This window comes from Actinoplanes sp. DH11 (assembly GCF_020873875.1).
GTDB lineage: Bacteria > Actinomycetota > Actinomycetes > Mycobacteriales > Micromonosporaceae > Actinoplanes.
In genome coordinates this window covers 81478-95047 of the sequence record NZ_JAHWGU010000008.1, presented here as the reverse complement: position 1 = coordinate 95047, position 13570 = coordinate 81478, and the positions used below count along the sequence as shown (strand labels likewise).

The 13570-nt window shown below is 69.4% G+C and carries 9 protein-coding genes; 8 read left to right on the top strand and 1 reads right to left on the bottom strand.

Annotated features, from left to right (window positions below; translation table 11 throughout):
* The first annotated feature begins 171 nt into the window (after nucleotides 1–171).
* The 5 genes from LPA41_RS13685 (at nucleotide 172) to LPA41_RS13665 (ending at nucleotide 8101) form a co-directional block, all read left to right on the top strand.
* Nucleotides 172–3300, top strand: a complete 3129-nt coding sequence (locus LPA41_RS13685; RefSeq protein WP_229070695.1) for a glycoside hydrolase family 2 TIM barrel-domain containing protein — start codon at nucleotides 172–174, stop codon at nucleotides 3298–3300.
* A gap of 57 nt (nucleotides 3301–3357) precedes the next feature.
* Nucleotides 3358–4848 (top strand): sugar ABC transporter substrate-binding protein, encoded by a 1491-nt coding sequence (locus tag LPA41_RS13680; RefSeq protein ID WP_229070693.1) that lies wholly within the window; start codon nucleotides 3358–3360, stop codon nucleotides 4846–4848.
* A 99-nt stretch (nucleotides 4849–4947) separates the two neighbouring features.
* Nucleotides 4948–5868 carry a carbohydrate ABC transporter permease gene (locus LPA41_RS13675; protein WP_229070691.1) on the top strand — a complete coding sequence of 307 codons (921 nt, stop codon included), beginning with the start codon at nucleotides 4948–4950 and terminating at the stop codon, nucleotides 5866–5868.
* On the top strand, nucleotides 5865–6767 hold the full coding sequence (locus tag LPA41_RS41865; RefSeq protein ID WP_229070689.1) for a carbohydrate ABC transporter permease: 903 nt from the start codon (nucleotides 5865–5867) through the stop codon (nucleotides 6765–6767). The genes LPA41_RS13675 and LPA41_RS41865 overlap by 4 nt, the downstream gene beginning before the upstream one ends.
* A complete protein-coding gene (locus LPA41_RS13665) occupies nucleotides 6767–8101 on the top strand; it encodes an alpha-L-fucosidase (RefSeq protein WP_229070687.1) in 1335 nt (444 codons plus the stop codon). The genes LPA41_RS41865 and LPA41_RS13665 overlap by 1 nt, the downstream gene beginning before the upstream one ends.
* Nucleotides 8102–8181: 80 nt before the next feature.
* On the opposite strand, the gene LPA41_RS13660 is transcribed toward LPA41_RS13665, so the two are convergent.
* The gene (locus LPA41_RS13660; protein ID WP_229070685.1) at nucleotides 8182–10017 is read right to left on the bottom strand and encodes a beta-galactosidase; all 1836 of its coding nucleotides are present in this window, start codon (nucleotides 10015–10017) and stop codon (nucleotides 8182–8184) included.
* Nucleotides 10018–10099: 82 nt separating this feature from the next.
* Between LPA41_RS13660 and LPA41_RS13655 the strand changes: the two genes are divergently transcribed.
* The 3 genes from LPA41_RS13655 (at nucleotide 10100) to LPA41_RS13645 (ending at nucleotide 13564) form a co-directional block, all read left to right on the top strand.
* Nucleotides 10100–11113, top strand: coding sequence for a LacI family DNA-binding transcriptional regulator (locus LPA41_RS13655; protein ID WP_229070683.1), 1014 nt, complete (start codon nucleotides 10100–10102; stop codon nucleotides 11111–11113).
* Between the two features lie 155 nt (nucleotides 11114–11268).
* Nucleotides 11269–12591: a carbohydrate ABC transporter substrate-binding protein gene (locus LPA41_RS13650; protein WP_229070681.1), complete on the top strand. Its 1323-nt coding sequence runs from the start codon at nucleotides 11269–11271 to the stop codon at nucleotides 12589–12591.
* Nucleotide 12592: 1 nt separating this feature from the next.
* Nucleotides 12593–13564 (top strand): carbohydrate ABC transporter permease, encoded by a 972-nt coding sequence (locus LPA41_RS13645; protein ID WP_229070679.1) that lies wholly within the window; start codon nucleotides 12593–12595, stop codon nucleotides 13562–13564.
* Nucleotides 13565–13570: the final 6 nt, after the last annotated feature.

Below are 13570 nucleotides of genomic sequence, written 5' to 3'. Positions count from 1 at the left end.
CAAGCGGCGCCGAATCGGGTAGCCGAGCGGAACTGCGGACCGCGAAACCCCTTGCAAACTCGTGATAGGTTGCGCCGCATCCACCCGCCCTCGCCTCTGTGGCCGTCGCGTGATGATCCCCGCGGACTCTCGGCCCGGTGGCAGGGAACGTTGCTTTGGAGGACTCAGCAGATGTCTGGACGACGGTCCCGCACGGACGGGCCCGGTGAGACCGGCTATCTCAGCTCGACCGCACCGGGATCCGGCTCGCTCTCGCCCCCGGTGGCAGCCGTGCACACCGACGCCGCGCGGATCGACCTCGGCGGCCGCTGGCGCTTCCGCTTCTCGCCGGTGGCCGCAAGCCCGCACGCCGTGCAGGACCCCGCACTCGACGACCGGGACTGGGACGAGATCACCGTGCCCGGCCACTGGGTGCTCCCCCCGGACGGGCGGTACAGCTCACCGAGCTACACGAACGTCATGTACCCGTTCCCGCTGGACCCACCACACGTGCCGGATGCCAACCCCACCGGCGACCATCGGCGCTGGATCGACGTGCCCGCCGAGTGGTTCGACGGCGGCCGGGTACTGCTGCGCACCGACGGTATCGAGTCGGTGGCCAGACTCTGGATCAACGGGCACGAGGCGGGAGTGCGCACCGGTTCGCGGCTCGTGCAGGACTTCGACGTGACGGACCTGCTGGTCGCGGGGCGCAACCTGGTGTCCGTGCGGGTGCACCAGTGGTCCGCGGGCAGCTACCTCGAGGACCAGGACCAGTGGTGGCTACCCGGCATCTTCCGGGAGGTCCAGCTGCTTCGGCGGCCCGCCGCCGGCATCGACGACATCTGGGTTCGGGCCGGGTACGACCATCACGGCCACGGGATCCTCCAGGTGGAGCTGCGGTCCGGGCCGGCCGCCTGGCCGGTGCGCCTGCGGGTGCCCGAGCTCGGGGTGGACGTGACCTGGTCCGGACCGGACGAGGTCACGCCGATCGAGGCCGGTGCCGTCCGGCCGTGGTCGGCCGAGGACCCGGTGCTCTACGACGTCGTCGTGACTGCGCCCGGCGAGACCGTCACGCTACGCACCGGGTTTCGTACCGTGGAGATCACTGACGGCGTCCTGCGCGTCAACGGCCGCCCGATCACGCTGCGAGGCATGAACCGGCACGAGATCGACAGCCGGCACGGCCGGGTCTTCGACGAGGCCCGCGCCCGCGCCGACCTGGCGCTGATGAAACGGCACAACGTCGACGCCATCCGCACCGCGCACTACCCGCCCCATCCCCGGCTGCTCGATCTGGCCGACGAGATGGGTCTGTGGGTGATGGTGGAATGTGATCTGGAGACCCACGGCTTCGAGGTCGACGGGTGGCGGCGCAACCCCTGCGACGATCCGGACTGGCGCGAGAACCTGCTGGACCGGGCGCGGCGCATGGTGGAACGGGACAAGAACCACCCGAGCGTCATCTGCTGGTCGCTGGGCAACGAGTGCGGCACGGGGGAGAACCTCGCGGCCATGGCGCAGTGGGTCAAGGAGCGTGACCCGTCCCGCCCGCTGCACTACGAGGGGGACCACGCGGCCGAGTACACCCAGATCTACGCGCGCATGTACCCGGCGATCGAGGAGGTCAGCGCCTTCCTCGCCGACGGCGGCCCGATCGCGGTCCCGCATCATCCGGCCGCCTCGGTCACCGCCGAGCAGGCCGCGCGTGCACGCTCCCTGCCGTACCTGCTCGTCGAATACCTGCACGCGATGGGCACGGGACCCGGCGGCGCCCGCGACTACATCGAGCTGATCGATGCCTCGCCCCGGATCGCGGGTGGTTTCGTGTGGGAGTGGCGCGACCACACGCTGAACGTGACCGCTCCGGGCGGACAGCCGTTCCAGGCCTACGGCGGCGACTTCGGCGAGCGCCTGCACGACGGCACCTTCCTGGCCGACGGCATGGTCCGCGCGGACGGGACGCCCACCTCCGGTCTGCTCGACTGGGCCCAGCTGGTGGCACCGGTCCACGCCGCGTGGTCCCGGGACCACCGGATCATCGTCGACTCCCGGCGGCAGTTCACCACGGCCGCCGATCTCGCGGTGGGCTGGCGGCTGGTGAGCCGGGGACGCCTCGTCGCCGAGGGCGCGCTGGCCTGCGGGGATCTGCCGCCCGGCCGGCGTCGGGTGCTGGACTGCCCGGATCGGCTGCGCACCGCCCTGGCATCCGCCGATCCCACCGAGCCGGAGCTCCATCTCACGCTCACGGTGCAGACCGCGGCCGCGACCGCGTGGTGCGACGCCGGGCACGTCATGCACCGCTGGCAGGGGCGCCCGTTCGACCCCACGCCGGCCGGCCCGGGCGCCATGCCGGTTCCGGCACGGCCGCATCGGCTCGACCGCTCGCCCGGTGCCCCTCCGGTCCGGCGGGTGCCTGAGCCTCGCGACGGCGGCTCCCTTCTCGTCGGCGATGTGCTCCTGGATCCGCGCACCGGCGACCCCACCGCCATCGCGGACGTACCGTTGCTCGGTTTCGGGGTGGAGTTGTGGCGCGCGCCCACCGACAACGACTTGGGGCACGGCCCCCTGGACTACGAGGAACACGACCCCGCAACCACCGGCGGCGCGGGAGCGGGCGTGCGGGGACCGTCCGCCGCCGACCGGTGGCGTGACCGCGGCCTGGACCGGCTGGAGCGTCGCACGGTCGAGGTGTCGCGGTCCCCGCACGGCCTTGTCGCCGTGTCCCGATGGGCTCCCGCGGCATTTCCGTTGGGGGTGACGGCACGACTGGAGTGGTCATCCTGTGACGGCGGCGCCCGGTGCGTCGTGACATTGGATCCGGACGGGCCCTGGCGCGGCACCTGGCCGCGCGCCGGGCTGCACCTCGCGCTCCAGCCCGCCCCGTGGCACGTGACGTGGTTCGGGCTGGGCCCCGGCGAGTCGTACCCCGACATGCGCGCGGGTGTCACGGTGGGCACCTATACCGCCGCGCTCGACGAGCTCCTGGAGCCGCAGGTGCGGCCGCAGGAAGGCGGGCACCGATCGGAGTTGCGCAGCCTGCGGCTGGACTCCGGGGACGGGCGTCCCGGCTTCGGCGTCCGCGTGGTGGACGGGCCGGTGGGCTTCTCGCTGCGCCGATGGAGCGCCCACGAATTGACGGGTGTCAACCATCCGTTCGAACTCCCCGCGTCCGCAGCGGCGCATCTCTACCTAGACCTCGCCCAGCACGGTCTCGGCAGCCGCTCCTGTGGTCCCGACGTCCGGCCGGCTCACGCGCTGCGTCCCCGGCGGCTGCGGGCCGTGCTCGATTTCGTCAATCTTGGCGAGAACATCCCCTGAGCTCTTGCAAACTCGTGATAGCAAAGATCTAATACCGCCAAGCCCGCCGTACATCCGATGTCCGATGACGAGGCGGTCACGATCTCAGGACGCGCAGTGAAGCCGACGCCGTCCATCACCGAAACGACATTCTCGGAGGCACTTTCGATGATCAGCTTCACCAGCCGCCGACGGCCCCTGCTGGTGGCCGCGAGCATAGTCAGCGTGTTCGCCCTCACCGCGGGCTGCGGCCTCGGCGGCTCGGACCCCGAGACGGCACAGAGCGGCGGAATCCCCAGGCCGCAGGTCGACTGCGAGGTGCCGGCCGGCAACATCGACGACAAACCTCTGCCGACGTCCGAGCTCTCCGGCGAGATTCGCTTCGCCACCAGCGGACTGAAGAAGGACTTCGGTGGCTTCTTCAACCCGCTGATCGAAAAATTCGAACAGCAGCACCCCGGCGTGAAGATCAACTGGGAAGACACGCCCAGCGCCGACGACGTTGACGCCCGCATGGTCAACGACGCGCAGACATGCGTCATGGCGGACGTCATCAACGTCGCGAGCTCCACGGTCATGGCGCTGACCAAGGCCAACCTGCTCATGGACCTCGACGTGAAGGCACCCGGCACCGGCAAGGACTTCCTGCCGGGCGTCTGGGACAACCTCGGCTTCGGCGCCCAGGGCCACCACACCGTCTACCCCTGGTACTGGGGCCCGCTCATCACCACCTACAACAAGGACCTCTTCGCCAAGGCCGGTCTGGACCCGGAACAGCCGCCCGCGACCTGGGACGAGCTCGTCGCGGACAGCAAGCAGATCGCCACGGCGGCCAAGGGCGAGTACCAGGCGCTGTGGGGCAACGCCCAATGGACCTTCGTCGACTCCTGGGTCGGTCTGGGTGTCGCCATGATGAACGCCGACAACACGAAGTTCACGTTCGCCGAGGACGCGAAGGCCCAGCAGTGGCTGACGGACATGGCCGATCTGTACAAGGCCGGCGCCATCCCCAGCGACTCGGTGACCGGGCAGCCTGACCCGAGCCAGGCGTACAGCGCGGGCACCCTCGCGTTCGGCAGCCCGAACGCGTCGTTCCTGCGTACCGTCAAGGAGAACGCCCCGGACCTCTACCCGCGGACCGGCGTCGGACCGCACCTGTCGTCGCCCGGCGGGTCCGTGCTGTTCAACGGCCAGTACGTCGGGGTCTCCACCACCACGAAGAACGCTCCACTCGCCATGGCGTTCGCCCAGTACGTGACGAACGCGGAGAACCAGCTGGCCTGGGCCAAGGACCCCAAGGTCGTCATCTTCCCGTCCTCGACCACCGCACTCGCCGACCCCTTCTTCCAGGCGCCCAAGACTGACGACCCGTTCGACGAGGCACGAAGCGTCGCGGCCGAAGCAGCGAAGCAGGGCAAGGTCGTTGTCGGACTGTTCTACGTCACCGGCAAGATCGACAAGGTGATCAACGAGAACATCCAGAAGGCGGTCACCGGTAGCAAGGACCCGAAGCAGGCGCTGGCCGACGCCCAGACCGAGGCCAACACGCTGCTCGAGCGGCTGGGCTGAGCCCGCGCGGGGGCCGTCTGAGTGACGGCCCCCGCGAACCCGTGCTTCCGAACCACTGGGGCCGCTGCCCGCGGCCCGCTCACGAAGGCAGCTACAGTCATGGCCCGCGCCGTCACATCGCTCGGTGGAGCAGCCCGATACCGCAAATGGTGGGTGCCGTACCTCTGGTGCGTGCCGCCCGTCGCCGCGGTCGTGGCCTTCTCCGTCTATCCCTTCTTCAACACCGTTCTCCTGAGCTTCACCGACGCCCGGCCGCTCGGCGGCGCCGGCGGCTTCGTGGGCCTGCAGAACTACCAGGACCTGCTACGCGACGAGGAATTCTGGTCGGCGCTGCTCAACTCGGTGGTCTACGCCCTGTGCGTCGTCCCCGTGCTGACCGTCCTGCCGCTTCTGCTCGCCCTGCTGGTCCGGGACCGGTTGCCCGGCATCGGGATCTTCCGGTCCCTGTTCTACCTGCCGGCGGTCGCCTCCGTGGTGGTCGTGGCGCTGGCTTGGTCCTACCTGCTCAAGGACGACGGTCTGATCAACGCGCTGCTCAAGGACACCGGCCTGGTCCAGAGCTCGCTCCCGTTCCTGACCGGCCGCTGGTGGGTGCTCATCTCCGCGATGCTCATCACCATCTGGAAAGGCCTGCCGTACTACATGATCCTCTACCTGTCCGCGCTGGCCAACGTGGATCGATCGCTGTACGAGGCGGCGGAGATGGACGGCGCCGGCTCCGTACGCAAGTTCTTCCACATCACCCTGCCCGGCGTGCGTCTGATGATGAACCTCGTCGCCGTCCTCGTGATGATCGGCTCGATGAAGGTGTTCAGCGAGGTCTTCCTGCTGACCAACGGCACCGGCGGGATCGGCGGTGAGTCCTCGACGCTCACCATGTACATCCGTGACATCGGCATCGCCGACAGCACCTACGGCTCCCTGGGCCTCGGCGGCGCCGCCTCGGTGGTGCTGTTCGTCCTCACCGTCGGCTTGGTCCTGCTGAGCCAGCGTCTCAACCGCAAGTCGGAGGAGCAGTGAGCACTACCGCACTACCGGCCGCTTCGCCGGAGACCGCATCCGCTCCGCAGCGCTCGCCGCGTCGGGCCCGCAACCGCCGCCGCGCCCGCACTGCCGGGTGGCGCTACGCCAGCCTGGTCCTTGTGCTCCTGGCCCTGGTGGGACCGCTCGTCGTGCCTCTGCTCGGTGCCTTCAAGGGCCCGGGCGAGGCCATGTTCGGGCCGGGCGCCACGGTGTTCCCGCAGCAGTGGAGTCTCGACGCGTTCGGCGACCTGTTCGAGCAGACCGACGTGCTGCGCGCGTTCGGCAACTCGATCATCGTCTGCACCCTCATCGTCGCCAGCCGTCTCATCCTGTCGACGATGGGCGGCTACATCCTGTCGCGGCGTGGCTGGCGAGGCCGCGACCTGATGACGCTGATCGTGCTGTCGGCGTTGATCTTCCCGTTCGAGTCGATCATGGTCTCCCTGTTCGCCCAGGTTCGTGACCTCGGGTATTACAACAGCCTGGTCGGGGTCTGGCTGCCGCTGATGCTGGAGGCCTTCCACCTTCTTCTGATGCGCGCGGCGTTCCTCGGCGTCCCCGACGAACTCGAGAACGCGGCACTGCTCGACGGCGCGAACGAGTGGCAGCGGTTCTGGCACATCTTCCTGCCGCAGACCCGGGGCGCCCTGGTCATCGTCGGGCTGACGTCGTTCATCTTCGCCTGGGAGGACTACCTCTGGCCGGTCGTCGTGCTGCGCGACGACACCAAGTTCACGCTCATGCTCGCCATCACACAGTTGGAGAGCGCCTTCGGCTTCGACTACCGGGTGGTGCTGGCCGGCGCCATCGTCGCCTTCCTGCCCTTGCTGATCATCTTCTTCCTGGCCCAGAAGTACTTCTTCCGGGGCATCGAAGAGGGAGGACTGAAGTTCTGATGACGGACCCGACGACCACGACTGCCGACTTCACGCCGGACGCGCTGGAGGCGGCCGGCGCGCTGACGGCGGTGCCCGACCCCGGCTACCAATGGCCGGCCGACCCGCGTACCCGTGCGGCGTTGGAGCACTGGCGCGACCTGAAGGTCGGGGTCATCATGCACTGGGGCATCTACAGCGCGATCGGCCAGAGCGGTTCCTGGTCCCTGCACCGTGAGCACCTGGGGGAGTTCACCGACCCGCCCGCCGGCTGGTCGGGCACCGCTGCGGAGTACCACACCTGGTACAACCGCCAGGCGGAGACCTTCCGCGGTGCGGACTACGACCCCGCCGAGTGGGCGCGGATGTGCTCGGACGCGGGACTGCGGTACCTGGTCCTGACCACGAAACACCACGACGGCTTCGCCCTGTACGACACCGACCAGTCCAACTTCAAGTCCACCGCGGAAGACTGCGGCCTCGGGCGTGACATCGTGGCCGAGACCTTCCAAGCGTTCCGGGCCGAGGGCCTGGAGACCGGCGTCTACTTCTCCAAGGCCGACTGGAACCACCCGGGCTACTGGGACCGGGCGCAGCCGATCCGGGACAGGTTCCACAACTACGATCTCGCCGAGAAGACGGCGAAGTGGCGGTCGTTCGTCGAATACACCCACCGTCAGATCGACGAACTGCTCACCCGGTACGGCCGGATCAATGTGCTGTGGCTGGACGCGGGCTGGGTGCGCGAACCGGACGAGCCGATCGGGATCGACGCGATCGCCGACCGTGCCCGCGAACTGCAACCGGACATCCTCGTCGTCGACCGTGAGGTGCACGGCCGCAACGAGAACTACCGCACCCCGGAGCAGCAACTGCCCGACGCACGGCTGGACCACCCGTGGGAATCCTGCATCACCATGACCCGGTCCTGGTGTTCGGAGACCCCTGACGACCCCGCGAAGCCGATCGGTGAGATCGCCGCCACGCTGGTGCGCATCGTGGCCCGGGGTGGCAACTACCTCATCGGGGTCGGCCCGGACGCCTCCGGCCGCCTTTCGCGGCACGTTGCCGAGCGGATGCGTGAGCTCGGTGAGATCCTCCGGGATGCCGGTCACGCGATCTACGGCTCGCGGCCTGCCGACCCTGGCCTGACCGCCTCCGGCACGCTGGAGTGGCACCTCACCTCACCGTCCGGCAGGCCGGAGGTGGTGTACGCGATCGGGCTGTACCCGGACGGCGTGGCCGTGCCCAGCACGGTACGTGTCACCGGGAACGGGCACGACGTCACGGTGGCGGTTCCGGCCGGATCCAACGCGCATGTCGTGGTTGCCGAGATCCCGTTGGGCACCGGCTGACAGCTCTCGGGCGGCCGGGCGGCCGGGCCGGCGCCTCACCAGCCCGCGCCGTCCCGGCCGAGCGTGTCACTCCGTACGCGTCAGTCGAACTCCTCGATGTACTCCTCGGCGGGACCCAGCTCGGGACGCTCGCGCAGCTCCAGGACGCTGCCGAGCCGGTCGGTGTCGAGCACCACGACGGTGTTCACGCCGGCGTGCAGCAGCGGCGCCGGGCAGTAGAGCGTCACCTGCGGCCCGATCTCGCGGTATCGGCCGAGCAGGAAGCCGTTGACCCACACCATGCCGTGCGCCGAGCCGGGCAGCGCGAGGAACGTGTCGGCCGGCTCGCCGACGTGCACGTTCGCCACGGCGAAGCCGGTGGACGTGCCGGCGGCGGTGCGTGGTCGCCCGGTGCCGGTGGCGCGCCGCAGGTCGTCGGCGGTCCAGTCGGGAAGCGCGATCGGGGTACTGGTCCAGCCGTGCACGATCCGGCGGTCGACGAGCACCGGCCCGAGCAGCCCTTTGTGCTGCCCGAGCAGGGGCCCGTAGTTGATCCGGCCGAGGTTCTCCACCAGGATCTGCAGGTGCACCTCGGCCCCGGTGCCGTCGATGCTCAGTTCATGGTCACCGCCGTCGGCGACGCCGATCGGCACGCCGTCGGCGAAGACCACCGCGCGGTCGCGGACGTCGCTCAGCACGATCCGGTGCCGGCCTTCGGGAATCTTCGGGTACGCGGTGAGCAGCACCATCCCCGCGTCGAGGCCGAGTTGCTCGAACGTGGCCGGGTGCGGACCGTCGACGGCGGGCGCCGGCACCGCGGTCAAGCCGGTGAGCAGGCCGGCGCGGTGGGTCAGTGGCACCCGGGCCGCCGGCAGCACCGGCAGCCGTTCCGGAACCCGCGGCGTCCCGGAGGCGCCGAGTACCGCGCGCATCGCGTGGAACTTGGCGGTGAGCGAGCCGTCCTCGGCGATCGGCGCGTCGGAGTCGTAGCTGGTGACCGTCGGCTGCAACCGGCCGTCGTCGCTGTTGGCGCCGGCCCACAACCCGAAGTTGGTGCCGCCGTGCGCCATGTAGATGCTCACGCTGCCCCCGTCGGCCACGATGGCGCCGAGGGTGCCGGCCGCGCTGTCCACGCCGCGGACGTGGTGGTGCTCGCCCCAGTGGTCGAACCAGCCGCTCCAGTACTCGGCCACCACGAACGGCTCCTGCGGGCGGCGCCGGGCCAGGAGTTCCCGGGCGGCCTCGGGTTTGGAGCCCAGGGTGGCGGCGGCCAGGGTGCCCGGGATGGTGCCGCCGTCGAGCATCAGCTCGGTCGGGCCGTCGGCGGTGAACAGCAGTTCGGTGATGCCGCGCGCGACGAGCGCCGTCCGGTTCCAGCGCAGGTAGGCGTGGTCGTCGCCGTAGCTGCCGTACTCGTTCTCCACCTGCACCGCCACGACCGGACCACCGGCACCGGCCTGCAGTCGCGCGATCCGGGGGATCAGGTGGTCGAACCACCGTTCGACGGGCTGGGTGAACCCCGGGTCGGAGGTGCGCAGTGCCACGTCGCGGGCGGTGAGCCAGGCGGGTAGGCCGCCGTTGGACCATTCCGCGCAGATGTACGGCCCGGGTCGCACCACGACGTCGAGTCCTTCGGCGCCGGCCAGCTCGATGAACGCCTCGACGTCGCGCCAGCCGTCGAAGCTGGGCGCCCGGTCGGCGTGCGGCTGGTGGAAGTTCCAGGCCACGTACGTGTCGACGGTGTTGAGACCGAGGTCCGCGAGCCTTCGCAGGCGGTCGCGCCACAGGCGGGGGTGTACCCGGAAGTAGTGCATCGCGCCGGAAAGGATGCGGTGTTCGGCGCCGGCGCGGTAGAGCCGGCGCCCGCGCCAGCTGAGCGTGGGCCACACTCCGGCCGACGGCTGCGGGCCGGGGCCCGCCATGGTCGTCTCGATCATGGCGCGGAGCCTATGTTACCGGTGCCATGACAAACAATGCCGCTAAGATCCTCGCAGTGGATGACGAGGGGAGCGCGCCAGCATGACCGAGGCCATCACGCGTAACAGGCAGCCGAGCATGGCGGACGTGGCACGCGCCGCCGGGGTGTCGGCACAGACGGTCTCGCGGACGCTGCGCGACTCCCCGCACGTCAACGCCGAGACCCGCCGGCGCGTGCTGGACGCCGTCGGCCAGCTCGGCTACCGCTACAACAGCGCGCCGCGAATGCTGTCGTCGGGCCGCAGCTTCACGCTCGGCCTGGTGTTGCTGCAGGCCGGCGGCTACTACTCGCGTTCCGCGGTGACCGACGGGGTAGAGGCGGCGGCCCGCGCCGCGGGCTACTCGGTGAGCATCACGACCCTCGCCGAACTCGACCCGGCGCTCATGGAGAAAGCCCTGCTCAAGCTCTCCGACCAGGGTGTCGACGGCATCGTCATCGCGGTACCGCTGATCTCGGTGACCCAGCGGATGGAGGACATCACCCGCGACATCCCCACGGTCACGGTGGACGGCTCGCGCACGGAAGGGGCCCGGGTACTCGGGATAGACCAGCACGAGGCCGGGCGGATCGCCACGCAGCACCTGCTCGACCTCGGGCATCGCCAGATCTGGCACGTGTCCGGGCCGGACGAGTGGATCGAGGCACGCCAGCGCCGGCAGGGCTGGCAGGACTGTCTCGCCGCGGCCGGCATCGACGCGCCGCCGCCGCTGGAGGGCGATTGGACGCCGGAGTCGGGATACCGCCAGGGCCGCATCATCGCGATGATCCCGGAGGTCACGGCCGTCTTCGCGGCCAGCGACGAGATGGCGTTCGGCGTGGTCAAGGCGTTGCGCGAGCGTGGCCGTTCGGTGCCCGAGGATGTGTCGATCGTCAGCGTCGACGACATCGAGCTGGCCGCGTACTGCCACCCGCCGCTGACCACCGTGCGTCAGGACTTCTACCACTCCGGTGCGGCGGCCGTCGCGGTGCTGCTCGGCGCGGACGGCGACCCGGAACCGGCCGTGCGGCAGGCCACCCTGACGATCCGGCACTCCACCGCGCCGCCAGCACGCTGAGTTTCCGCCACGCGGCTGCCAGGGCCCGATCTTGACTGTTCATGTTATCGGTGCCACAGTAACAACCGCCTGGCTAGCCGCACCCGTCGCGCCGGCAGATTCTTCAGGCCTCGACTCCTGCACCGTTGCGCGTGCTCGCCCACGGAGGACTTCCCATGTTCAAAAAACCACTCGCCCTCGCCGCCGCCGCGGCGACGGCGCTCGGCCTGCTCGCCGGCTGTTCCGGCGGCGGAGACGACGCCGGAGGCGACAAGAAGACATTGAAGATCGCCGCCTTCGAGGGCGGCTACGGCCGGGACATGTACACCGAGCTGATCGCCGCGTACCAGGCGAAGAACCCCGGCCTCGACGTGCGGCTGCAGATCTCGAAGACCCTCGAGGACGAGATCAGCCCCAACATGAAGGCCGGCAAATTCCCCGACGTGGTGGTGCTGCCGCAGGGCCGCAAGGCCGCGCTCTCCGAGACCCTGGTCAAGGACAAGGCCCTCGAAGACCTCACCGGCGTGCTCGACATGACCGTGCCCGGCGAGCAGACCACCGTGCGCGCCAAGCTCGCCGACGGGATGATCGGCCTGGGCACCAACCCGTACGGCGACGACAAGACGTACCTGATGCCGATGTTCTACGCACCCACCGGCCTGGTCCACAACAAGGCCCTGTTCGCCGAGAAGGGCTGGAAGGTCCCGGCCACCTGGGACGAGATGTTCCAGCTCGGCGAGACCGCCAAAGCACAAGGCGTCGCACTGTTCACGTATCCGACCGCGGGCTACCTCGACTCGTTCTTCTTCGCGCTGCTGGCCAACGTCGGCGGCGACGAGTTCTTCACCAAGGTGATGACCTATGAGCAGGGCATCTGGCAGACCCCGCAGGCGCGCCAGACCCTCGACATCACCACCCGGCTGCTGAGCTACGCGGCGAAGACCACCGTGGGGTACGCCAACGAGCAGGACTTCACCAAGAACCAGCAGGCGATCCTGGACAACAAGGCGTTGTTCATGCCGAACGGCACCTGGGTCGTCGGCGAGATGAAGGACGCGCCCCGGGCCAAGGGCTTCGCATGGGCGATGACGCCGCTGCCGGCCGTGTCCGCGGGCGGCAAGCGTCACCTGACCACCATCGTCGAGTCGGCGTGGGTGCCCAGCGGCGCGGTCAACAAGGACGCCGCCAAGGATTTCCTCGCCTACCTGTACTCCGACGAGGCCGCCAAGATCTTCGCGAAGTCCAGCGCGATCCAGCCAATCAAGGGCATCGCGTCCAGCGTGACCGGTGAGATCGCCGGTTTCTACGGGCTCTACGACGACCCGTCCATCACCGCTCTGGTCGGTGGGTTCGCCAACAGCGCGCCGGTCGAGGGCGTGAGCATCAAGACCACGCTGTTCGACACGGCGAACAGCATCATCAGCGGCGACAAGACCGTCGAGCAGTGGCAGGCGGCGCTGCACGACGCCAGCGAGAAGCTGCGGCAGGCGGGCAGCTGAGGTGACTTCGACCGTCACCCCGCCGCTGGGCGACACCGAGCGCAAGCCCGGCCGAACCCCGGCGGCGGCGCCCGGCGCAGCGACCCGCCGCAAGCGCGGCGACGGCCGATTCGTCGCCGTGTGCCTGCTGCCGGCGCTGGCCCTGTTCGCGTTGTTCATGATCTGGCCGACGCTGAGCGTGTTCCGGATGTCGCTCTACAGCTGGAGCGGATTCTCCGCGCAGGAACGCTTCGTCGGCCTGGACAACTTCGCGAAACTGCTCGACGACCAGCAGTTCCTGCGCTCCTTCCAGAACACCGTCGCGCTGCTGGTCATTGTCACCGTGGTGACGATGGGCCTCGGACTGGCGCTCGCGGCCGTCATGACCCGGCAGAAACTGCGCGGCCGCAATCTCTACCGGTTCGTGCTCTACATCCCCAACGTGCTGTCGGTCGTGGTCATCGCGGCGATCTTCTCCGCCGTCTACGACCAGGAGAACGGACTGATCAACGGCACGCTTCGGCTGCTGTCGCTGGACGGGCTGCAACAGGTCTGGCTCGGCGACCAGAGCGTGGTGATCTACTCGGTCGCGTTCGCGATGGTCTGGCAGGCGCTCGGCTACTACATGGTCATCTACATGGCGAGCATGGCTAGCGTTCCGGAGGAGCTGTACGAGGCCTCCGCGCTCGACGGTGCCGGCGCCGGCCGGCAGTTCTTCACGATCACGCTGCCGCTGATCTGGGAGACCCTGCGCACCACGCTGACCTTCTTCATCCTCAGCGCCGTCAACCTCAGCTTCGTGCTGGTGCGCGCGATGACCGGCGGCGGCCCGGACGGTTCCTCCGACGTGCTGCTCAGCTACATGTACCAGCAGGCGTACACCAACTCCTCGTACGGCTACGGCATGGCCATCGGCGTGGTCGTGTTCGCCTTCTCGTTCCTGGTGTCGCTGCTGGTCAGCCGCGCGACCCGGCGCCCGCCCCTCCAGTACTAGAGGACC